The following is a 21,820-nucleotide window of genomic DNA, read 5'->3' as shown; positions in this document are numbered from 1 at the left end:
AAGCACACCCCGCAGCGCGCCCTCCGCGCTACGCGCTCCGGGTTCGCAGCCACGACGGGCATTTTTCGACGGCACATCCATGTGCCGGCGAAAAACGACGCGCATCCTGCGCGTCGCCCTTCGGGTATTCGCCCGCCGCGACTGCCGCGCCGAGGGGGCCCGGTAAGTCAAAGGCAAAGCAAGAGCAAACGCAGGAGCAAGAGCAAAAGCAGGAGCAAGAGCAAAAGCAGGAGCAAAAGCAGGAGCAAAAGCAGGAGCAAAAGCAGGAGCAAAAGCAGGAGCAAAAGCGGAGGCAATCGCGTCGACCGCCGCAGAGCCGATCGTGGAGTCCATTGCCGGACACGCTGCTGCCGGAATCGTCAGCGACCACCTGCATGGCCACCGCCGCTCCCGGCGCGCACGCGCCTGCCACCCCGAGCGCATGCGCCCACTCACATCCGGAACACCCCGAATCGGCTCGGCTCCGCCGGCGCGTTCAACGCCGCCGACAGCCCCAGCCCCAACACCCGCCGCGTCTGCGCCGGATCGATCACCCCGTCGTCCCATAGCCGCGCACTGGCGTAGTACGGATGACCCTGGCGCTCGAACTGATCGCGGATCGGCGCCTTGAACGCCGCCTCTTCCTCGTCCGACCACTGCCCGCCCTTGGCCGCGATGCCGTCGCGGCGTACCGTCGCCAGCACGCTCGCCGCCTGCTCGCCGCCCATCACTCCGATGCGCGCGTTCGGCCACATCCACAGGAAATTCGGCGAATACGCGCGCCCGCACATGCCGTAATTGCCGGCACCGAACGAGCCGCCGATCACCACCGTGAACTTGGGCACCTTGGCGCAGGCCACCGCCATCACCAGCTTGGCGCCGTCCTTGGCGATGCCGCCGTGCTCGTACTTGCGGCCGACCATGAAGCCGGTGATGTTCTGCAGGAACACCAGCGGGATGCCGCGCTGCGCGCACAGCTCGATGAAGTGCGCGCCCTTGAGCGCCGACTCGGAGAACAGGATGCCGTTGTTGGCGACGATGCCGACCGGATAGCCGTGCACGTGCGCGAAGCCGGTGACCAACGTCGTGCCGTAGCGTGCCTTGAACTCGTCCAAGCGCGAGCCGTCCACCACCCGCGCGATCACCTCGCGCACGTCGAACGGCTTGCGCGGGTCGGCCGGGATCACCCCATACAGTTCCTCGGCCGGATACAGCGGCGGCTCCGGCGTGCGCAGCGCCAGCGCCGGGGCCGGCTTGCGCCAGTTGAGCTGGGCGACGATCGCGCGCACCCGCGCCAGCGCCTGCAGGTCGTTGTCGGCGAAGTGGTCGGCGACGCCGGAGATGCGGGTGTGCACGTCGGCGCCACCCAGGTCCTCGGCGCTGACGTCCTCGCCGGTGGCGGCCTTCACCAGCGGCGGGCCGCCGAGGAAGATGGTGCCCTGCCCGCGCACGATCACCGTCTCGTCGCTCATCGCCGGCACGTAGGCGCCGCCGGCGGTGCACGACCCCATCACGCAGGCGATCTGGGCGATGCCTTGTGCCGAGAGGTTGGCCTGGTTGTAGAAGATCCGGCCGAAGTGGTCGCGGTCGGGAAACACCTCGTCCTGCAGCGGCAGGAACGCGCCGCCGGAATCGACCAGGTAGATGCACGGCAGGCGGTTCTGCTGGGCGATCTCCTGCGCGCGCAGGTGCTTTTTCACCGTGATCGGGTAGTAGGTGCCGCCTTTGACCGTGGCGTCGTTGGCGACGATCACGCATTCCACGCCGGAGACGCGGCCGATGCCGGCGACCACGCCGGCGCACGGCACCTCGTCGTCGTACAGGCCCAGCGCCGCCAGCGGCGCGATCTCCAGGAACGCGCTACCCGGGTCGAGCAGGGCATCGATGCGCTCGCGCACCAGCAGCTTGCCGCGCGCCTGGTGCTTGGCGCGGGCGGCTTCGCTGCCGCCCAGGGCGATGCGCGCCTGGGTGGCGTGCAGGTCGTCGACCACCGCGCGCAGCGCGGCGGCATTGGCGGCGAAGGCGTCGCTGCCGGGTTGCAACTGGGTCTGGATCGCGCTCATGGCTGGGCCGTGGAGGGAGGAGGGAAGGTTGGGCGGCGAATGTGGGAGGGGCTTCAGCCCCGCCGCGGTGACGTCGGAACGGCCTTTCGGCCCATACCTCTTTCGCAGCGCATCACTTGGTCCGCTCGAACAGCTCGCGGCCGATCAGCATGCGGCGGATCTCCGAGGTGCCCGCGCCGATCTCGTAGAGCTTGGCATCGCGCCACAGGCGCCCGGTCGGATAGTCGTTGATGTAGCCGTTGCCGCCCAGCACCTGGATCGCCTGGCCGGTCAGCCAGGTCGCCTTCTCGGCGGCGTAGAGGATCGCGCCGGCGGCGTCCTGGCGGGTGGTGCGGCCGGCGTCGCAGGCGCGCGCCACCGCGTACACATAGGCGCGGCAGGCGTTGAGGCCCACGTACATGTCGGCCAGCTTGCCCTGCATCAGCTGGAAGCTGCCGATCGGCTCGCCGAACTGGCGGCGCTCGTGCACGTAGGGCAGCACCACATCCAGCGCCGCCGCCATCAGCCCCAGCGGACCGCCGGACAGCACCACGCGCTCGTAGTCCAGGCCGGACATCAGCACGCGCACGCCGCCGCCCACTTCGCCGAGTACGTTCTCCGCCGGCACCTCGCAGTCCTGGAACACCAGCTCGCAGGTGTTGGAGCCGCGCATGCCGAGCTTGTCCAGCTTCTGAGCGGTGCTGAAGCCGGGCATGCCCTTCTCGACGATGAAGGCGGTGATGCCGCGCGCGCCGCCGCTCGGGTCGGTCTTGGCGTAGACCACCAGTACGTCGGCGTCGGGGCCGTTGGTGATCCACATCTTGTTGCCGTTGAGCACGTAGCGGTCGCCGCGGGCCTCGGCGCGCAGCTTCATCGACACCACGTCCGAGCCGGCGCCCGGCTCGCTCATCGCCAGCGCGCCGACGTGCTCGCCGCTGCACAGCTTGGGCAGGTAGCGCGCCTTCTGCGCCGGGCTGGCGTTCTTGCGCAACTGGTTCACGCACAGGTTCGAATGCGCGCCGTAGGACAGGCCGATCGCACCGCAGGCGCGCGAGATCTCCTCCATCGCCACCACGTGCGCCAGGTAGCCCATCGCGCTGCCGCCGTATTCCTCCTCTACGGTGAGGCCGAGCAGGCCCTGCTCGCCGAGCTTGCGCCACAGCGGGGCGGGGAAGGCGTTGTCGCGGTCGGCCTGCTCGGCCAGCGGCGCGATCTCGCGCGCGGCGAAGGCGGCGACGCTGTCGCGCAGCAGGTCGACCTCCTCGCCTAACTCGAAATTCAACGACGGCATCAGCATGGCGGCAACTCCGGGAATGGCGGGTGGCCGGCGGCGCCTAGAATCGGACCCGCGCCGGGCAAGAGCGCCCAGCGTAGCCGGGAACGGCAAAGAAGTGAACAGAAATTCATTAATTGAACTTAGAATCACGCCATGGCCTACAAACGCTCCGCCCTGATGGAAGAACGCCTCGCCGGCAACCGCCAGCGGATCCTGCTGGCGGCGCGTCGGCTGATCGCCGCCGACGGCTTCCGTGGCGCCCCGGTGACCGCGGTGGCGGCCGAGGCCGGGGTCTCCACCGGGCTGATCTACCGGCATTTCCCGTCCAAGGCCGAACTGTTCGTAGAGGTGCTGACCGCGGCGGTTGAATACGAGCTGACCATCCTGCGTGCCATCGCCGCCGCGCCGGCGCCGGCCGCGCAGCGCCTGCGCGACGCCATCGCCTCATTCGTGCGCCGCGCCCTGGCCGGCCCCGGCCTGGCCTACGCCTTCATCGCCGAGCCGGTGGAGCCGGAGGTGGACGCCGAGCGCATCCGCTGCCGGCGCCTGCTCGGCGACGTGTTCAAGGGCATCCTGGCCGACGGCGTGGCCGCGGGCGAGTTCCCCGCGCAGGACCTGGATGCGGCGGCCGCATGCCTGGTCGGCGCCTATACCGAGGCCCTGGTCGGCCCGACCGCGCCCAGCCGCGACGGCCCGCGCGACAGCGATCGCTTGGTCGAGGCGGTGTGCGGGTTCTGCCTGCGCGCGGTGGGCAGCGCCTGAGCGCGCGACCGAGCCTCGCCTGCGCCCAACTGCTGCGATGCAGCACGCATCGCCTGCGATTCCGTGCGATCCCGGCGTGCCGCGCGGCGCAAACGCTGGCTATACTCGGTCGCGTAGCGGTGGTCCGGATTACCACGTGCCAAAGGGGTGTGATGTGCGGAATTACGACCTCGAATTTCTCAAGCGCTTCTCGATGGTGATCGGCCTGCTGGTGCTGATCACGATCGGCCTGATCGTGTTCGCGCATTACCTGCAGCGGGCCATCCCGCCGGAGGTGTCGCCGATCGCGCAAAAGCGCACCGAGGAACGCATCGCGCCGGTCGGCGCGGTCTATGCCGGCGGCACCGGCGCCGCGGCGCAGGCCGCCGCCCAGGCGGCGGCGCTGGCCAAGGCCTCGGCGCAGGCGGCCTACGGCGGCACCACCGACGGCAAGACCATCTTCAACAACCTGTGTACCGCCTGCCATACCACGGGTGTGGGCAAGGCGCCGACGCTGGATCATGCGCACTGGGACAAGCGCATCGCGCAGGGCAAGGAGACGCTCTACAAGCATGCCATCGAGGGCTATACCGGCCCAGACGGCGGCATCATGCCGCCCAAGGGCGGCAATCCCGGGCTGACCGAGGAGCAGATCCACGCCACCGTGGACTGGATGCTGGCCAACCTGAAGTAACCTTGCGCCTCCCGCACGCCACTGCGCCGCCTTCGGGCGGCGCATTCGTTTCCGCGCCCGTCGCGTGCCGGCGCAAACAAGGAGAGTGATCACATGCGCATGCCGCCGCCATCGTTGTTGTTGTTGTTGCTGCTGGTCGCAGCCCCCGCCGCGCAGGCGCTGACGCCGCCGACATTGCTGCCGATCGGGCAGTTGCGCCCGGGCCCGCAGGCGCAGGGCGTGGTGTTCGAGGGCGTGGTCACCGCACGGGTGGAGGCCGGCGGCAGCGGCTACCTGGTGCAGGATGCCGGCGACGACGATCCGCTGACCGCCGACGCGCTGCTGGTGCGCGGCGATGCCGAGCGCAGCCTGGCCCCGGGCGACCGCGTGCGGGTGTGGGGCGAACTGGCACCGCAGGCCGCTGCCTCGGCCAAGGCCGGCACCGCATTCGTCGGGCGCAGCGTGCTGGAGCAGGGGCATACCGTACTGGCGCGGGCGCAGCCCTTGCCGCTGCAGGTGCTCGACGCGGCGCCGGCCGACTGGTCGGCATTGGCCGGCATGCGCGTGCGCATCGCCGCGCCGCTGACCGTGGTCGACAACGATGCGCTGGGCAAGACCGGCGAACTCGGCGTGGCCTTCGGCGGGCGCCTGTGGCAACCCAGCGAAGTGGCCGCGCCCGGCAGCACCGAGCAGGCGGCAGTGGTCGCCGACAACGCGCGGCGCGGGCTGCGGCTGGGCACGCTCGATGCGCCGGCTCCGACTCCGACATCAACATCAACATCAGCAACGGCAAAACTCCCGGACTATCTGGGTAGCGCCGCCGCACCACCACGCGCAGGCAGCGCGGTGCAGGACGTGGAGGGCATCGTCGGCGGGGTGATCGACGGCGTCGCGCGGCTGTACCCGACCGCTGCGCTGCAGCTGACGCCGCCGCCGGAACCGGCGCCGCCGCAGGTCGACGGTACCTTGCGCATCGCCGCGCTCAACCTGGAGAACTTCTTCAACGGCGATGGCCGCGGCGGCGGCTTTCCGACCCTGCGTGGCGCGCGCACGGCGGCCGAGTTCCAGGCGCAGCTGCGCAAGCTGGTGGCGACGATCCGTCCGCTGCAGGCCGATGTCGCCGCGCTGATGGAACTGGAGAACGACGGTTACGGGCCGACCTCGGCGATCGCCAGCCTGGTCGACGCGCTCAACGCCGGCGGCGGCGACTGGCGCTTCGTCGATGCCGGGCACGGCCCAGGCAACAACCCGATCCGGGTCGGTCTGATCTACCGCGCCTCGCGGGTGAGCCCGGTGGGCAAGCCGGCGATGCTGGAAGGCGGCCCGTTCGCCGAGCACAGCCGGGTGCCGCTGGCGCAGGCCTTCCGCCGCGGCGGCGGCGCGCCGTTCGTGGTGGTGGCCAACCACTTCAAGTCCAAGGGCTGCGGCGAAGCCAGCGGTGCGGATGCCGACCGCGGCGACGGCCAGGGCTGCTGGAACGCGACCCGCACCGAGTCGGCGCGGCGCCTGGACGCCTGGCTGCGCAGCGACCCCACCGGTACCGGCAGCACGTCCAGCGTGCTGCTCGGCGATTTCAACGCCTACGCGATGGAAGACCCCCTACGCCTGCTGCGCGACGCCGGCTGGCGCGACGCGCTGCAGGAGGCGCGTGTCGCGCAGCCCTACAGCTTCGTCTACCGCGGTCTCAGCGGCCGCCTCGACCACGCCTTGCTGAGCCCGGCGCTGGCGGCGCGGTTGCGCGGCGCCGCCGAATGGCACGTCAATGCGGACCTGCCCGACAGCGATGGCTATCGCGAGCGCGATCTGCCCGGCCCGTGGCGCAGTTCGGACCACGATCCGTTGTTGCTGGGGTTTGATCTGTAGGGCTGGGAATGGGGAAACAGGAATGGGGAATCGGAAAAAGCCGTTCGTCGGCCTCCTTTTCCCCATCCTCGATTTGCGGGACGTCCCTATCTGGGCTCCTGTTGTTTGCAAAGCGTACGACTGCCGTCATGCGGAGTTGCGCTGCGTTGCGTTTCGGGAGGACTGCCGCTGCGCGTCCTGCCTTGCGTGTCACCAGCGATCCTGAAGGAGTGCTGGTGTCTCTCACGGCGTTGGCTGCGCGTTTTGCCGTTGTGCCAATCGAAGTCGGTAGATGCGGTGCTTTGCGCGATAGAGCGACAGCATCGTCTGTTGCTTTCGCCTTGGCAGTTGCTTTCGCCTTGGCAGTTGCTTTCGCCTTGGCAGTTGCTGTCGCCTTGGCAGTTGCTGTCGCCTTGGCAGTTGCTGTCGCCTTGGCAGTTGCTGTTGTTGTTGCTTAGCTTTGGCTCTTGTTTTTGACTTACCGGGTTCCCTTCCGAAGCGGCGGCCAGCGCGGGGAAAAACCCCGAAGGGGCGGCGCACATGGACGTGCGCCGTCCGCGGCAGGGGCAGGATGCCCCTTCCGCGGATCCCCGTGCTGGACGCGGACCCGGAGCGCGCCAGCGCGGAGGGCGCGAGGCAGGGTGTGTTTTCTTTTGGTTACTTTTCTTTGCACAAGCAAAGAAAAGTAACTCGCCGCAAGGCGAAAGCTTTGCTCTTGAAGATGCTGCCGCCATGGCTGAATTGTAGGAGCGGCTTCAGCCGCGACAGGTATGACCAAGTACGTTGGTCGCGGCTAAAGCCGCTCCTACAGTATTTCTCATCCGACACTCAAACCTGAAGCAACAGCAAAAGCTTTCGCCCTTACGGGCGAGTTACTTTTCTTTGCTCGCGCAAAGAAAAGGTAACCAAAAGAAAGCGCGCCCTGCCTGCGCGCCCTCCGCGCTGCGCGCTCCGGGTCCGCGGATGCACCGGGGATTCGCGGAAGGGGCATCCTGCCCCTGCCGCGAACGGCGTACATCCATGTACGCCGCCCTTCGGGTTTTTCCCCGGTCCATCCGCCGCTGCGGAAGGGAACCCGGTAAGTCAAAAGCCAGAGCAACGGCAACAGCAACGGCAACAGCAACGGCAGAAACAGCGGCAACTGCCAAAGCGTCAGCAACAGCAGAGGCGACGGCAACTGCCAAGGCGACAGCGACAGCAAACTGCGCCTCGGCCCTGATTGCCGCTCGGCGGCCGCACGCTATGCCGCATGTCCCGCGCCCGCGTCTGCGCTCAATGCCGGCAACGCCGCCGGTGTCGGCGCCAGTTCCACAGATGCGCACCGGCCAGGGCCAGGCTGCCGCACACCGTCATCGCGGTCTCGCTGGCCTCGTCGGGAATGCCGAAGGCGCCGGCCAGCAGACCGAGCAGCCCCAGCGCCGCCAGCGTCCACAGCAGCCAGGGCAGCGCGTCGCGCCGGTGCCCGCGCCACAGCGCCAGCCCCGCCAACGGTGCGGCGATCGCCACGAACAGCACGTGCACCCACTCGGCCTCGGCCCAGACGCCGAACAACGGAAGCGCCGCGGCCAGCAACGGCAACGCCAGGCAATGCAGCAGGCACAGCCCGGACAGCACCATCGCCGAGGCATCGAAGAAGGATTGCGGCAGGGATTTCATGGACGTCCACTCCAGTGCATCAAGTGTTATATAGTAACATTTCTAGCCCGCCACGCCTTCGCGCCGATGCCTGCCATGTCCACTGCCGCCGTTTCCGATCGCCGCCTTCCCGTCACCGTGCTGTCCGGCTTCCTTGGCGCCGGCAAGACCACCCTGCTCAACCGCGTGCTGCACAACCGCGACGGCCGCCGGGTGGCGGTGATCGTCAACGACATGAGCGAGGTCAACATCGACGCGGCGCTGATTCGCGACGGTGGCGCCGCGCTCAGCCGCACCGAAGAGACCCTGGTCGAGTTCAGCAACGGCTGCATCTGCTGTACGTTGCGCGACGACCTGCGCCAGGAGGTGCAGCGCCTGGCCGAGAGCGGGCGCTACGACTACCTGCTGATCGAATCCACCGGTATCTCCGAGCCGATGCCGGTGGCGGCCACCTTCGCCGTGCGCGATGCCGACGGCCGCGGTCTGGTCGATGTCGCGCGCCTGGACACCATGCTCACCGTGGTCGACGGGGTCAGCTTCCTGCGCGACTTCGGTTCGGCCGAGCGGCTGGCCGACCGCGGGCTGCAGGCCGGGGCCGACGACGACCGCGGGCTGGTCAACCTGCTGGTGGAGCAGATCGAGTTCGCCGACGTGATCGTGATCAGCAAGGCCGACCTGGCCGATGCGGCCACCCTCGACCGCACCCGCGCGGTGCTGCGTGCGCTCAACCGCGATGCGCGCATCGTCGAGGCCAGCCTTGGCGACGTACCGCTGGAGCTGGTGCTGGACACCGGCCGCTTCGACTTCGTGCGCGCGCAGCTGGCGCCGGGCTGGATGCAGGCGCTGCGCGGCGAGCATGCGCCGGAGACCGAACAGTTCGGCATCGAAAGCTTCGTCTATCGCGCGCGCCGGCCGTTCCATCCGCTGCGCTTCGCGCGGCTGGCGCAGCGCGGCCTGCGCGACGTGATCCGCAGCAAGGGCTTCTTCTGGCTGGCCAGCCGCATGGACTGGGTCGGCGAACTGTCCATCGTCGGCGCCGCCACCCAGACCCAGGCCGCCGGGTTCTGGTACGCGGCGCGCGAGCGCGTGGACCGCGGCCTGCTGGACACGCCGCTGGCACTGCCGCCGTCGCCGTCGCCGCTGCCGTACACCGAGCTGGGCTGGCAGCGGCAGCAGACCGCGTGCTGGAACGCGCCGCCGCCGCAGGCCGAGGAGGTCGGCGATGCGCGCGAGTACGCGGCGCTGCGTGCGATGTGGCATCCGCTATGGGGCGACCGCCGCCAGGAACTGGCAGTGATCGGCGTCGGCCTGGACGCGGCGCGGGTGCGCGCCGAACTCGATGCCTGCCTGCTCGACGACACCGAGCTGCGCCAGGGGCCGGTGGCGTGGCAGGGGTTGGAGGATCCGTTTCCGGCGTGGAGGCGTTGATTGAGCCGGGATTCGGGAATCGTAAGAGCGGGGTGCGGGTGCTGAGGGTTGATTGCCTGCCGGCACGATCAGGCCAGATTCGTGGCTATCCATTTCCAGCGTGATGACACTGATGCGCTTGCGATTCGAGAATCGGCAGCGGGAGTTGCAGGCGCGCGCTGAGAACTAGCTACCCGCACCCACCGCGATCAGCACGATCGCCGGCACCGCCAGCAGCAGGCCGAGGCGGTTCCAGCGATTGGTGGGTTCGCCGAATACGGCGACGCCGAGCAGGGTGCCCAGGCCGATCACGCCCAGGTTCATCGCCGCGAACACGCTGGCCGGGCTGTCCGGCAGGGCCTGGTGCGCGCGCACGTAGAACAGGATGTTGCCGAAGTTGAGCGCGCCCAGCAGCAGGCCGGCGCCGAGGTTGCGCCAGGCCAGCGGGGCGGTGCCGCGCAGGTGGCGCCACAGCTGCACGCCCAGCAGCAGCACGAAGGCCAGCGCGAAGGCGACCAGCAGCGAGGCGGCGAACGGCGTGCCGGCCTGGGCGATGCGCTTGAGCAGCACGTCGATCGCGGCGAAGCCGACCCACACCAGCAACAGCCACGGCGCGGTGCCTGCGGCGCTGCGCGGCGCCGTGTCCGGCCGCTGCACGATGCCGGCGATGGCCAGCAGGCCCAGCGCCAGGCCGGCCAGCTTGGCGCCGTTGGCGTGTTCGCCGAACCAAAGGAAGGCCGCGGCCAGCGACAGCAGCAGCGACAGCCGCTGCGCCGCGTCGGTGCGCACGATGCCGGCGCTGGCCACCGCGCGGCCCAGCACCAGGAAGATGCCCGGCAGCAGCACGCCCAGGGCCAGCAGCGACGCCCACGGCGTATGCGCGCCGTCCAGCGCGGCCAGCGGCGGCTGCAGCAGGGCCGCGCACAGCAGCAGCGCCGCCAGGTAGTTCCAGGTCACCGCCTGGGCCAGGTCGATGCGCCGTTGCGACGCCAGCTTCAGCAGTGCCGAGACCAGCACGCTGCACACCACACTCAGCAGAACGAAGACCACACGCGGGATCCGGATCGGGAAGGGAAAAAGAACGCTGCGTGCACCGCATCCGCATGTGGCCACGACCCAGCCCCGGTATTATGACCGCATGACCTCTCCCGCTTTCCCCACCGCCTCCGGCCCAGTGACGCTGCAAGGCCCCGCCGGCCCGATCGAGGCCGCGGTTGATCTGCCCGACGCCGACGTCGCCGCGCTGCCGGTCACCGCCATCGTCTGCCATCCGCTGTCCACCGAGGGCGGCAGCATGCACAACAAGGTGGTGACGATGGTCGCGCGCGCGTTGCGCGAACTGGGCGTGCACGTGGTGCGCTTCAACTTCCGCAGCGTCGGCGCTTCCGCCGGCAGCTTCGACCACGGCGAGGGCGAGCAGCAGGATCTGGCCGCGGTGGCCGCCTGGGTGCGCGCGCAGCGGCCGCACGACGCGTTGTGGCTGGCCGGTTTCAGCTTCGGCGCCTATGTCTCGCTGCGCGCCAGCGCCGCGCTGCAGCCGCAGGTGCTGATCTCGATCGCACCGCCGGCCGGGCGCTGGGATTTTTCCGAGATGGTGCCGCCGCCGCAGTGGCTAGTGATCCAGGGCGAGGCCGACGAGATCGTCGATCCGCAGGCCGTGTACGACTGGCTGGAGACCCTGGAAGCGCAGCCGGAGCTGGTGCGCATGCCCGACACCAGCCACTTCTTCCATCGCAAGCTGATCGACCTGCGCGGCGCGCTGCAGCACGCGGTCAAGAGCTGGCTGCCGGCGGCACAGGCGTGAGCGTGGCGGCATTGCCGTCACAGCGCTACGCCGAGGGCGTGGCGCGCGGCGACTGGCGCGACGATCCTGCCCAGCACGCGGCGCTGGCCGAACTGGACCGCATCCACGTCGCGATCGTGGATGGCGACCAGGACGGCTGGCTGGACCGCCTGTCGGCGTTCTGGAAAAAGCCCGAGCCGGTGCGCGGGCTGTACTTTTGGGGCGGAGTCGGCCGCGGCAAGACCTTCCTGGTCGATCTGTTCTACGACGGCCTGCCGATCACGCGGAAGTACCGCACCCATTTCCACCGTTTCATGCGCGGCGTGCACGAGCGCCTGCGCGAGCATGCCGGGCAGAGCGATCCGCTGGCGAAGATCGCGCAGGAGTGGCGCAGCCGGCTGCGCGTGCTGGTGCTGGACGAGTTCTTCGTCACCGACATCGGCGATGCGATGCTGCTGTCGCGCCTGCTCGAGCGCCTGTTCGCCGAGGGCGTGACCCTGGTCACCACCTCCAATACCGCGCCGCAGAACCTGTACCTCAACGGCCTGCAGCGCGACAGCTTCCTGCCGGCGATCGCGCTGCTGCAGACCTACTGCGTGGAGCTGTACGCCGAGGGCACCGAGGACTACCGCATGCGCGCGCTGACCCGCTCGCCGGTGTACCGCGCGCCGCTGGCCGAGGACAGCGACGCCTGGCTGGAGCAACGCTGGAGCGAGCTGACCGGCAAGGCCGAGGCGCGCCGCGGCAACATCGAGATCGAAGGGCGCAAGATCCCGGTGCGCGCGCGCGGCAAGAGCATCGTCTGGTTCGATTTCGTCGCCTTGTGCGAAGGCCCGCGCGGTCCCAGCGACTACATCGAGATCGCGCACGAGTTCACCACCGTGCTGCTCGGCGGCATCCCGCACTTCGACCGCATGAACGAGGATGCGGCGCGGCGCTTCGTCAACCTGATCGACGAGTTGTACGACCGCCACGTCAACCTGGTCTGCACCGCGCAGGATCCGCCGCCGTCGCTGTACACCGGCGAGCGCCTGGCCGGCGCCTTCGAGCGCACCGCCTCGCGGCTGATCGAGATGCAGAGCGCCGAGTACCTGTCGGCCGCGCACCGGGTCTGAGCGCAGGACCGACGGCGCGCGCTCAGCGCACTGCGCCGGGCGCGCACAGCCCGGCGACGAAGCGCGGCATCAGGCCCGCGCCCGCAATCTCTTCCAGATAGGCGGCTGCCGGGCAACTGGCGCCGCCTTCGCTGCGTGCGCAGCGTGCCGGGCCGAACGCGCCGTCCTGCGGCAACTGCCGGTCCATGGCCTGGCGCTGCGCCACCGACAGCCCGTCGCGAAACGTGTCCTCGGCATCGAGCAGGTCGGCCGGGGTGAGCCGGTCGGTCGGCACCGTTGGGCATTGGCGATGGGTTTCACGCGCCAGCGCGTCGGCGCCGGCACCGACCAGCACGGGGCCGGCGGGCAGGGTGTTCGGCACGACGGCGGCGGGCGCAGCGCCGAGTGCGGCCAACAGCAGGAACGCGATACGCATGCGGAAGCTCCTCGGGCTGTGCGGCAGCGTAATCCTGCGCCAGCGGCGGCGCAGTGGCAGGACGCCGACCGCTTCAGCCGGAAGTTAGCGCCGGCAAAAATATCGATTGCGATTGAATCGCGCGCTATGTAATATCTCCTCCATGGACCGCACCTCTCCCCCCGACGCCACCGCGCTGCTGAAGCTGGACACCCAGCTGTGCTTCGCGCTGTATTCGGCCAACCTGGCGATGCACAAGCTCTACCGCGGGCTGCTGGGCGAGCTCGGCCTGACCTATCCGCAGTACTTGGTGATGCTGGTGCTGTGGGAACAGGACGGCTGCAGCGTCTCGGACATCGGCGAGAAGCTGTTCCTGGATTCGGCGACGCTGACCCCGCTGCTCAAGCGCCTGGAGGCGGTCGGTCTGCTGACCCGCCGCCGCGCCGCCGAGGACGAGCGCCGCGTGCTGATCGCGCTGACCGCCGAGGGCCAGGCCCTGCGTGCGCGTGCGCAGGCGGTGCCGGAAGGCGTGCTGTGCGCGGTCGCCTGCGACCTGCAGCAACTGACCCGGCTCAAGCAGGATCTGGAAGAAGTCCGCGGCAAGCTGCAGGCCGCGGCCTGAGCGATTCCCCCCGATTACCCAATCCCCTCTACACCCATGGCGCCACGGCGCCACCCTCCAAGGAGAACCACCATGGCCTCACCGACCACCATCGTCTACACCGCCACTGCCACCGCCACCGGGGGCCGCGACGGCCGCGCCGCCACCCCGGACAAGGCGCTGGACGTCAAGCTGTCGACCCCGCGCGAGTTGGGCGGCGCCGGCGGCGACGGCACCAACCCGGAGCAGCTGTTCGCGGCCGGCTACTCGGCCTGCTTCATCGGCGCGCTGAAGTTCGTCGCCGGGCAGGAGAAGGTGAAGCTGCCGGCCGAGCCGAGCATCGAAGGCCATGTCGGCATCGGCCAGATCCCGGGCGGCTTCGGCATCGCCGTGGAACTGCGCATCGCGGTGCAGGGCCTGGAGCGTGCGACGCTGGAATCGCTGGTGGAGAAGGCGCACCAGGTGTGCCCGTACTCCAACGCCACCCGCGGCAACATCGACGTCAAGCTGGTCGTGCTCGACTGAGCCAGCGGGATGTGCGGGCCGGCGCGTGCGCCGGTCCATGGCGGTAAGCGACGGGCGGCCACTGGCCGCCCGTTCGCGTTGCGGGCGCGGCGCGTGTTGCCGCGCACATTGAGGACGCTCTGCGTCAATGCAATAGTGTGCGCTTCATCAAGTCGGGCGCGCCATGCTCAGTTCCGCCTACAACGCCGAGACCGTCGCCGCCTTCCTGCAGGGCGCGCGCCGTGTGCTGGTGCTGACCGGCGCCGGCATGTCCGCCGAGAGCGGGGTACCGACCTTCCGCGGCCAGGACGACAGCCTGTGGTCGCGCTTCGATCCCGAGCAACTGGCCACCGAGGACGCCTGGCGCGCCGACCCGGCCCTGGTCTGGGGCTGGTACCGCTGGCGCATGGCGATCGTGGCGCTGGCGCAGCCGCATGCCGGGCATCTTGCGCTGGCGCGCCTGGCCGAGGTCCGCCACACCACGCTGGTGACCCAGAACGTGGACGACCTGCACCAGCGCGCCAGCAGCGAGGTCGCCGCGCACGTGCACGGCCGCCTGTCGGCGCTGCGCTGCAGCGAATGCGGCCAGCCCTGGCGCGGGCTGCTGCCGCCGGTGGACGTGCACACGCCGAGCCAGCGCCTGGCGCCGCCGGTGTGTGCGGCCTGCGGCGGCACGGTGCGCCCGGGCGTAGTGTGGTTCGGCGAGGCGCTGCCGGCGGCGGAGTGGGCACGCGCGCAGACCGCGGCGGACGCCGCCGACCTGGTGCTGGTGATCGGCAGTTCCGGCCTGGTTTATCCGGCCGCCGGCCTGCCGTTGCAGGCCAAGGAGCGCGGCGCCTGCGTGGTCGAGATCAACCCCGAACCCAGCGCGCTGTCGGCGCGCGCCGATCTGCACTGGCGCGACAGCGCGGCGGTGGCCCTGCCGCTGCTGTTGCAGCAGTGCATGGTGGCCTGAGGCCGCTGCACGTTGAAGATGTGGCTTCGATTGCTTCGGTCGACCCCCCGTGGAGTGTGATGATGGGCATCAAGCCTGGCCCCAAGCGCATCGCAAAGAGCACCGGCAAGCCGGATCGGCGTCAGCGGAACAACAAGGACATTCCGGGAAACACGAAATCCCTCAAGCCGCACAAGCACAAGCAAGGCGACTGAGCCGACCGGCGGCGCGGATGGCCGGGGAGGGCGCGCGCCGGGCGGCCGGCGGGCCGTTTCGATGGCATCTTGGCCCTTTCCGGGGCCCGGCTTCCCGGCCCCGTTATGGCCGCGAACGTTCTCCGCGGCGGGGCCAAAACCGGCTGCCGACGGCAAACCGTTGCCAGGCTTAGGTTTTCGTAATTTGACCCATATTTAGCGTTGACGTCGTCGACCGACCACACTATCTTGGGGTGGTCGGTTCCAGCGGCCCCAAGCCGCGGGATCAAAAGGGAAGCCGGTGCGGCGTGCCAACGCCAATTCCGGCGCTGCCCCGCAGCGGTAATTGGGAACGAACCCGTCATCCGCACTGAGGCGCCCGCCTTGGGAAGCGACGGGCTAGGAACCGGCCACGGCCGTTGCCCATCAGCCCGAAGACCTGCCGACAGCCGCGCGAAGCACACCGCGCGGCGCCGACCGCGCGATCTCCGGGGGGAGATGGTCGGTGCAGCGATGACCGCCCGCAGGCCCGGTGCCTGCGCCGTTTGCAGTCTTCGCGACACCGCCTGCCCCTTCGGACCCGGTCGGACCGCTGCCTGCGAGGGTCGGGCGGCCGCGTGCACCACGCTTGGAGACCTTCATGAGCCAGACCCACAGCCTGCCGGCCACCGCGTCCGTCGACGCCGCCGTCGACCCCACGACCGCCGCCGCCACTGCCGCCACCGCCCAGCCGGAGCCGGCCAGCAGCGAGCCGAGCAACGACCAGCGCGCCGTGACCTGGATCGTCAAGGACGGCGGCAACCGCCGCATGGCCTTCGACCGCTCGCGCCTGCAGCGCACCCTGGACCGGATCCACGCCGAGTTCCCGCAGCTGGACGTGAGCGACTACGAGCGCAAGGCCTTCGCCTTCATCGAGAAGAGGGAAAGCCTGTCGGCCGACGACATGGTCGACTACCTGATCCGCGAGGCCGAGTCGCGCGTGGACATCGCCACGCCGGAGTGGGAGTACTTCGCCGCGCGCCTGTACCTGGACCGCCTGTACAAGCGCGCCAGCAAGAACCGTTTCTACGATGCCGGCGAGAAGTACGGCTCCTATGTCGGTCTGCAGGAAAGCCTGGCCGACCGCGGCGTGTACTCCATCGACATCCTCAAGAACTACTCCAAGGACGAACTGGCCGAAGCCGGCCGCATGATCGATCCGGAGCGCGACAAGCTGTTCGCGTACAACGGCCTGTACCTGCTGGCCACGCGTTACCTGGCCACCGACAACTCGCGCAAGGTCTACGAACTGCCGCAGGAGCGCTGGCTGACCATCGCCCTGTACCTGATGCAGGACGAGAAGCCGCGCGAGCGCCGCATGCAGCTGGTCGGCGAGGCCTACTGGGCACTGTCCAACCTGTACATGACCGTGGCCACCCCGACCCTGGCCAACGCCGGCAAGATCGGCGGGCAGCTGTCGAGCTGTTTCATCGACACCGTCGACGACAGCCTGCAGGGCATCTACGACTCCAACACCGACGTGGCGCGCGTGTCCAAGCACGGCGGCGGCGTCGGCGCCTACCTGGGCTACGTGCGTTCCTCCGGCTCGGCGATCCGTGGCGTCAAGAACTCCAGCGGCGGCGTGGTGCCGTGGATCAAGCAGCTCAACAACACCGCCGTGTCGGTGGACCAGCTCGGCCAGCGCAAGGGCGCCATCGCCGTGTACCTGGACATCTGGCACCGCGACATCGAGGCGTTCCTGGACCTGCGCCTGAACAACGGCGACCAGCGCCTGCGCGCGCACGACGTGTTCACCGCGGTGTGCGTGCCGGACATCTTCATGGAAGCGGTCGAGCGCCGCGGCGAGTGGTACCTGTTCGACCCGCACGAGGTGAAGGAGGTCAAGGGCTGGTACCTGCAGGACTTCTTCGACGAGAAGCGCGGCGAAGGCAGCTTCCGCGCGCGTTACGAGGAAGTGGTGGCCGACGAGCGCATCGGCCGCAAGGTGGTCAAGGCCATCGACATGTTCAAGCGGATCATGGTCAGCCAGCTGGAGACCGGCAACCCGTTCATGTTCTATCGCGACGAAGTCAATCGCATGAACCCGAACAAGCACCAGGGCATGGTCTATTCCAGCAACCTGTGCACCGAGATCCTGCAGAACATGAGCCCGACGCGGGTCATCCAGGAGATGATCAGCGGCGACCAGATCGTCACCACCAAGCAGGCCGGCGACTTCGTCGTGTGCAACCTGTCCTCGGTGAACCTGGGCCGCGCGGTCACCGCGCAGCCGGACCTGCTGTCGCCGGACATCCTGGAGCGGCTGATCCGCGTGCAGGTGCGCATGCTCGACAACGTCATCGACCTCAACGAGCTGCCGGTGCCGCAGGCCACCATCACCAACCAGAAGTACCGCGCGATCGGCCTGGGCACCTTCGGCTGGCACCACCTGCTGGCGCAGAAGGGCATCGACTGGAACTCGCGTGCGGCCGAAGACTACAGCGACGAGCTGTACGAGCGCATCAACTACCTGACCATCCAGGCGAGCCTGGCGCTGGCCAAGGAGAAGGGCGCGTACAAGGTGTTCAAGGGCAGCGACTGGCAGAACGGAGAGTACTTCAGCAAGCGCGGCTACGACAGCGCCGAGTGGCAGGAACTGGCCGCGCAGGTGAGCGTGCATGGCGTGCGCAACGCCTGGATGGTGGCGGTGGCGCCGAACATGAGCACCGCCCAGATCGCCGGCTCCACCGCGTCGATCGACCCGATCTACAGCGCGTTCTACTACGAAGAGAAGAAGGACTTCCGCCGCCCGGTGGTGGCGCCGGGGCTGACCGTGGACACCTATCCGTACTACGAGAAGGGCGCCTACAAGGTCGACCAGTTCGCCAGCGTGCGCCAGAACGCGCGCCGCCAGCGCCACGTCGACCAGTCGATCAGCTTCAACTTCTACGTGCCCAGCGGCATCCGCGCCAGCACCCTGCTGGACCTGCACATGACCGCGTGGAAGGAAGGCCTGAAGACCACCTACTACGTGCGTTCCAACGACATCGACATCAGCGAGTGCGAGTGGTGCTCGAGCTGATCGCCGGCGCCTGACGCCACCGGCGCGCGGCGGCCCATGGCCGCCGTGCGTTTCGCATTCCCGCGCCGCCCGCCGGCGCTGCTCACCCGACTATTGAAGCAACTTCCATGGCCATCGCGCTCGACCGCATCAAGATCCTCGAACCGCTGCACCCCAACCGCTCCACCGGCATCATCAACGGCACCACCAGCGGCATCCTCAACTGGAACGACATCCCGTACCCGTCCTTCTACCGGGCGTACAAGGAGCTGTCGACCAACTTCTGGATTCCCGACGAAGTGGACATGAAGGGCGATGCCAAGCAGTACGGGGAGCTGTCGGCGCGCGAGAAGAACGCCTACGACTCGATCATCGGCTTGCTGGCCACGCTGGATTCGCCGCAGACGCGCTTCATCTACAACGTCGCCGAATACATCACCGACCCGGCCGCGCACGCCAACGCCGCGATCATCGGCCAGCAGGAAGTGATCCATAACGAGAGCTACTCGTACGTGCTGGCGTCGATCGCCGGCCTGGCCGACCAGAACCGCGTGTTCGAGATCGCGCGGACGCATCCGACCATCATCGCGCGCAACCAGCCGATCATGCAGGCCTACGACGACTTCATGCGCGAGAAGACCGCAGAGACCCTGCTGCGCTCGCTGATCCAGTCCTCGATCCTGGAAGGCATCAACTTCTATTCCGGCTTCGCGTATTTCTACAACCTGGTGCGGCAGAACCGCATGACCGGCACCGGCAAGATCATCAGCTTCATCAACCGCGACGAACTGGCCCACACCAAGTTCATCAGCGAGCTGATCCGCGCCATCATCGGCGAGAACGCCGAGCTGCAGACCAACGAGCTGACCGACTACGTGCACCAGGCCTTCGAACACGCGATCCGCCTGGAGACCGAGTGGTCCTCGGAAGTGCTCGACGGCATCGAGGGTATCGACGTGGACGAAATGATCCAGTACGTGAAGTACCGCGCCAACAAGATGTCCGGCATGCTCGGCATCGAGAAGCTGTACAGCGGCGCCAGCGACAACGTGATGCCGTGGATCAAGGCCTACGCCGACAACTTCACCGAGACCAAGACCGACTTCTTCGAGATGCGCAACGCCAGCTACAAGAAGACCAACTCGGACAACGGTTTCGACGATCTTTGAGGGGCCGGGATTTGGGATTCGGCATTCGGGATTCGTAGCAGCAACGTGGAACCCGCTTTTCCCAGTCCCTGATCCCGTGCGCAGGAATTTGTTCTGCGCGACGGGTGGAAACCACGTCGACCCGCTCTTTCGAATCCCCAATCCCGACTCCCCAATCCCGGCTCCATGCGTATCCTGCTCGCCTACGCTTCGCTCAGCGGCAACACCCGCGACGTCGCCCGCCGCGTGCATGCGCAGTGCGAGGCGGCTGGGCACGCGGTCACCTGGATCCATACCGACCTGCAGACGCTGCAGGGCGCGCTCGGCGATGCCGCGCGCGCGGCGGACTTCGATCTGCACCTGCTCGGCAGCTGGAGCGACAACGCCGGGCGCACGCCGGCGGAGATGAAGCGCTACATCGCCGAGCTGGTCGAGGCGACCGGCAAGGCGATCGAGGTCGCGGCGTTCGGCACCGGCGAGACGCAGTGGGGGCTGGAGTACTACTGCGGTGCGGTCAAGCGCATTGCGCGGTTCTTCGACAGCGCCTATCCATTGCTTGAGATCGAACAGATGCCGCATGGCGACCGTGACAACGCGGCGATCGACGCCTGGTGCGCGCAGGTGCTGGCGTTGCGCGCGGCGCGGGCGTCGTCGGCAGATGCCGTGCCAGTGGCCGCTGCCGAGCCCCCGTCCGCCGGCGCGGGCGGATTCGCTGCGAGGGTGTTGCCGCTGCAGGGCAGCGGCTGACGCCGTCGTCGTTCCTCCGTTTTCCTGGCATTGCCGGTGTCGCCATCGTACGCCGGGCTTCTTCCGACATCAGACAAGGTTCCGTTCCATGCTCACCACCATCACCGTCTCCAGCGCCGAACAGTTCGCCGATGCGCTCGCCGCCCACCCGCGTGTGCTGGCCGATTTCAACAAGGACAACTGCCCGGGCTGCCGCATGCTCGACAAGTCGCTGGAGCGCTTCGCCGAGGGCGAGAGTGCGCAGGGCGTGACCCTGCTCAAGGTGAAGATGGAAGACGTGGGCGAGGACTTCTTCCGCGCCCAGGGCCTGCGCCAGACCCCGACCCTGATGCTGTTCCGCCAGGGCGAGGAAGTGGCGCGCGTCCCCGGCTTCGTGCCGCCGGCCAAGATCGACGAAGCGGTGCGCACGCACTTGGGCTGAGCGGCCAGGTCTCTTTTGGGCGGCGGCTTCGGCCGCGCCAGGCTCCCCATGCGGTCTCCGGCCGTGATCGATGCTCCAGGATCACTTGCTGCCGCTCTTGCGAACGAGAATCGGGCCCGCCCATTGGAATGCGCTGCGAGGAACGCCGGCGCGCGCTGCTGACGCAACGCCCCGGACCGATGCCGGATGCCTCGCCGGCGCCGCAGCCGCATCAGATGGGAGCGGCTTCCGCCGCGACGGGCTCTACCAGAGGGTTGTCGTAGCGGATGCCCAGGGTACTTAGCGCTGCTCTTAGAACACTGTGCGGTGATGCGCGGATGCGCTGGATCCGGTTCCCGAGTAAGACCGCCCAGTGTTCGCCCCCTCGTTGGCATGCACGCGCGTGGCCGCATCGCTTGACATCAACCGCGCTTGAGGTCGTGCAATAGACGCTCCCTCGTCAAGGAGCCTGCGATGCGTATTACCCATGTCCGCCTGCCTTGCACCGACGTCGCGGCCGGTCTGGCCTTCTACCGCGAGGTGCTGCAGTTGCCGGCCGGAACCGACCATGTGCGGATCGGCTGGAGCCGTCTGGAGCTGACGCCGGGGGCCGAGGTCGGCAGCGTGCATTTGGCCTTCAACCTGCCGCCTGTCCGCTTCGATGCCGCCTGCGACTGGCTGTCGCAACGCGCGGCGCCTTTATCCGATGCGCAAGGCACCACGCGTTTCGCACTCGGTGGCGCATGGCAATCGCAGTCGGTGTACTTCGCCGGCCCCGATGGCGCGGTGCTGGAGTTGATCGCACGCGCGCCGCTGCCGGCGCAGCCGGCATTCCAGGGCGCGTTCTCGGCGCACGAATTGCAGTGCATCAGCGAGGTCGGCTTGCCCAGCACGCAGGTTCCGGCAGTGGTCGCGACGGCGCAGCAGGAGATCGGGCTGCATCCATTGCAGGTCCCATCCGCCCAATTCGCTGCGCTCGGCGATCACACCGGTCTGCTGATCGTGGTGGATACGCAACGGCGCTGGTTTCCGCAGCAACAGCAGCTGCCGTTTGCGCATGGGGTGGAGGTGGTCGTGGACGGTGTGCGTCCAGGCCAAGTGCTTCGCGATGCAGCGGGATGGGAGGTGCGTTCCTGATGACCGGTTCTGCACGGATGGATCCATTGTGGGAGTGGCTTCAGCGGCGGCTGGCGTCACCGTGGGACTCTTTCGCAACGGATGGCCCGAGGCGATGCGTAACGCCTCGGGCCGGGACTGGCGATACGTTGGCCGGGTGCACTGTGGGAGGGACTTCAGTCCCGACGCGCTGAGGTTGGGTACCTGGCAGGCGTCGCTCGTCGCGGCTGCACGACCGGTGATTCCTGC

Annotated in this window: 21 protein-coding genes and 1 riboswitch; of the genes, 15 read left to right on the top strand and 6 right to left on the bottom strand. The window is 68.6% G+C overall.

All coding sequences use genetic code 11. The features are described from left to right. From GGR66_RS21050 to GGR66_RS18770, 3 genes are all read right to left on the bottom strand, one after another. A partial coding sequence (locus tag GGR66_RS21050) for a hypothetical protein (RefSeq protein WP_221236504.1) occupies positions 1 to 333 on the bottom strand: 333 nt, incomplete at its 3' end. Between the two features lie 98 nt (positions 334 to 431). Further along, the gene (locus GGR66_RS18775) at positions 432 to 2,042 is read right to left on the bottom strand and encodes a carboxyl transferase domain-containing protein (RefSeq protein WP_184449779.1); all 1,611 of its coding nucleotides are present in this window, start codon (positions 2,040 to 2,042) and stop codon (positions 432 to 434) included. Between the two features lie 112 nt (positions 2,043 to 2,154). Beyond that, the gene (locus tag GGR66_RS18770; protein WP_184449777.1) at positions 2,155 to 3,318 is read right to left on the bottom strand and encodes an isovaleryl-CoA dehydrogenase; all 1,164 of its coding nucleotides are present in this window, start codon (positions 3,316 to 3,318) and stop codon (positions 2,155 to 2,157) included. A gap of 132 nt (positions 3,319 to 3,450) precedes the next feature. Between GGR66_RS18770 and GGR66_RS18765 the strand changes: the two genes are divergently transcribed. The 3 genes from GGR66_RS18765 (at position 3,451) to GGR66_RS18755 (ending at position 6,574) form a co-directional block, all read left to right on the top strand. Then, positions 3,451 to 4,059: a TetR/AcrR family transcriptional regulator gene (locus GGR66_RS18765; RefSeq protein ID WP_184449775.1), complete on the top strand. Its 609-nt coding sequence runs from the start codon at positions 3,451 to 3,453 to the stop codon at positions 4,057 to 4,059. Between the two features lie 154 nt (positions 4,060 to 4,213). Continuing rightward, on the top strand, positions 4,214 to 4,732 hold the full coding sequence (locus GGR66_RS18760) for a c-type cytochrome (RefSeq protein ID WP_184449773.1): 519 nt from the start codon (positions 4,214 to 4,216) through the stop codon (positions 4,730 to 4,732). A gap of 93 nt (positions 4,733 to 4,825) precedes the next feature. Continuing rightward, the gene (locus tag GGR66_RS18755) at positions 4,826 to 6,574 is read left to right on the top strand and encodes an ExeM/NucH family extracellular endonuclease (RefSeq protein WP_184449770.1); all 1,749 of its coding nucleotides are present in this window, start codon (positions 4,826 to 4,828) and stop codon (positions 6,572 to 6,574) included. 1,251 nt (positions 6,575 to 7,825) lie between these two features. On the opposite strand, the gene GGR66_RS18750 is transcribed toward GGR66_RS18755, so the two are convergent. Further along, positions 7,826 to 8,209 (bottom strand): MerC domain-containing protein, encoded by a 384-nt coding sequence (locus GGR66_RS18750; RefSeq protein WP_184449769.1) that lies wholly within the window; start codon positions 8,207 to 8,209, stop codon positions 7,826 to 7,828. Positions 8,210 to 8,284: 75 nt separating this feature from the next. Here GGR66_RS18750 and GGR66_RS18745 point away from each other — a divergent pair, with 75 nt between their 5' ends. Then, a complete protein-coding gene (locus tag GGR66_RS18745) occupies positions 8,285 to 9,616 on the top strand; it encodes a GTP-binding protein (protein ID WP_184449767.1) in 1,332 nt (443 codons plus the stop codon). 165 nt (positions 9,617 to 9,781) lie between these two features. Here GGR66_RS18745 and GGR66_RS18740 read toward each other — a convergent pair whose 3' ends face one another. Continuing rightward, entirely contained in the window at positions 9,782 to 10,645 is an 864-nt protein-coding gene (locus GGR66_RS18740; protein ID WP_184449765.1) for an EamA/RhaT family transporter, read from the bottom strand. A gap of 88 nt (positions 10,646 to 10,733) precedes the next feature. Here GGR66_RS18740 and GGR66_RS18735 point away from each other — a divergent pair, with 88 nt between their 5' ends. Beyond that, complete coding sequence (locus GGR66_RS18735) at positions 10,734 to 11,399, top strand: CocE/NonD family hydrolase (RefSeq protein ID WP_184449763.1); 666 nt, start codon at positions 10,734 to 10,736, stop codon at positions 11,397 to 11,399. Then, entirely contained in the window at positions 11,396 to 12,493 is a 1,098-nt protein-coding gene (zapE, locus tag GGR66_RS18730; RefSeq protein WP_184449761.1) for a cell division protein ZapE, read from the top strand. The genes GGR66_RS18735 and zapE overlap by 4 nt, the downstream gene beginning before the upstream one ends. A 22-nt stretch (positions 12,494 to 12,515) precedes the next feature. On the opposite strand, the gene GGR66_RS18725 is transcribed toward zapE, so the two are convergent. After that, positions 12,516 to 12,908 (bottom strand): hypothetical protein, encoded by a 393-nt coding sequence (locus GGR66_RS18725; RefSeq protein WP_184449759.1) that lies wholly within the window; start codon positions 12,906 to 12,908, stop codon positions 12,516 to 12,518. A gap of 142 nt (positions 12,909 to 13,050) precedes the next feature. On the opposite strand from GGR66_RS18725, the gene GGR66_RS18720 reads away from it, so the two are divergent. From GGR66_RS18720 to GGR66_RS18685, 9 genes are all read left to right on the top strand, one after another. After that, complete coding sequence (locus GGR66_RS18720; protein WP_184449757.1) at positions 13,051 to 13,509, top strand: MarR family transcriptional regulator; 459 nt, start codon at positions 13,051 to 13,053, stop codon at positions 13,507 to 13,509. A gap of 72 nt (positions 13,510 to 13,581) precedes the next feature. After that, a complete protein-coding gene (locus GGR66_RS18715) occupies positions 13,582 to 14,013 on the top strand; it encodes an organic hydroperoxide resistance protein (RefSeq protein WP_184449755.1) in 432 nt (143 codons plus the stop codon). 163 nt (positions 14,014 to 14,176) lie between these two features. Next, positions 14,177 to 14,947 carry an NAD-dependent deacylase gene (locus GGR66_RS18710; protein ID WP_184449753.1) on the top strand — a complete coding sequence of 257 codons (771 nt, stop codon included), beginning with the start codon at positions 14,177 to 14,179 and terminating at the stop codon, positions 14,945 to 14,947. A gap of 62 nt (positions 14,948 to 15,009) precedes the next feature. Then, on the top strand, positions 15,010 to 15,141 hold the full coding sequence (locus GGR66_RS21300; protein WP_255421778.1) for a hypothetical protein: 132 nt from the start codon (positions 15,010 to 15,012) through the stop codon (positions 15,139 to 15,141). Positions 15,142 to 15,362: 221 nt separating this feature from the next. Continuing rightward, a riboswitch (cobalamin riboswitch) is annotated at positions 15,363 to 15,582 on the top strand. Positions 15,583 to 15,760: 178 nt separating this feature from the next. Next, positions 15,761 to 18,181, top strand: coding sequence for a ribonucleoside-diphosphate reductase subunit alpha (locus GGR66_RS18705; protein ID WP_160968423.1), 2,421 nt, complete (start codon positions 15,761 to 15,763; stop codon positions 18,179 to 18,181). A 107-nt stretch (positions 18,182 to 18,288) separates the two neighbouring features. Beyond that, entirely contained in the window at positions 18,289 to 19,329 is a 1,041-nt protein-coding gene (locus GGR66_RS18700; protein ID WP_010340146.1) for a ribonucleotide-diphosphate reductase subunit beta, read from the top strand. A 165-nt stretch (positions 19,330 to 19,494) separates the two neighbouring features. After that, positions 19,495 to 20,055 (top strand): flavodoxin, encoded by a 561-nt coding sequence (locus tag GGR66_RS18695; RefSeq protein WP_184449750.1) that lies wholly within the window; start codon positions 19,495 to 19,497, stop codon positions 20,053 to 20,055. An 88-nt stretch (positions 20,056 to 20,143) separates the two neighbouring features. Continuing rightward, positions 20,144 to 20,476, top strand: a complete 333-nt coding sequence (locus GGR66_RS18690) for a thioredoxin family protein (protein ID WP_148827238.1) — start codon at positions 20,144 to 20,146, stop codon at positions 20,474 to 20,476. Positions 20,477 to 20,929: 453 nt separating this feature from the next. Further along, positions 20,930 to 21,592, top strand: coding sequence for a VOC family protein (locus GGR66_RS18685; protein ID WP_184449748.1), 663 nt, complete (start codon positions 20,930 to 20,932; stop codon positions 21,590 to 21,592). Positions 21,593 to 21,820 lie beyond the last annotated feature (228 nt).

Origin of the sequence: Xanthomonas sp. 3498 (assembly GCF_014199795.1) — a bacterium.
Taxonomy (GTDB): domain Bacteria; phylum Pseudomonadota; class Gammaproteobacteria; order Xanthomonadales; family Xanthomonadaceae; genus Xanthomonas_A; species Xanthomonas_A rydalmerensis.
Note: the sequence above shows the minus strand (reverse complement) of the source record. Positions and strands in the feature narration are given on the sequence as shown.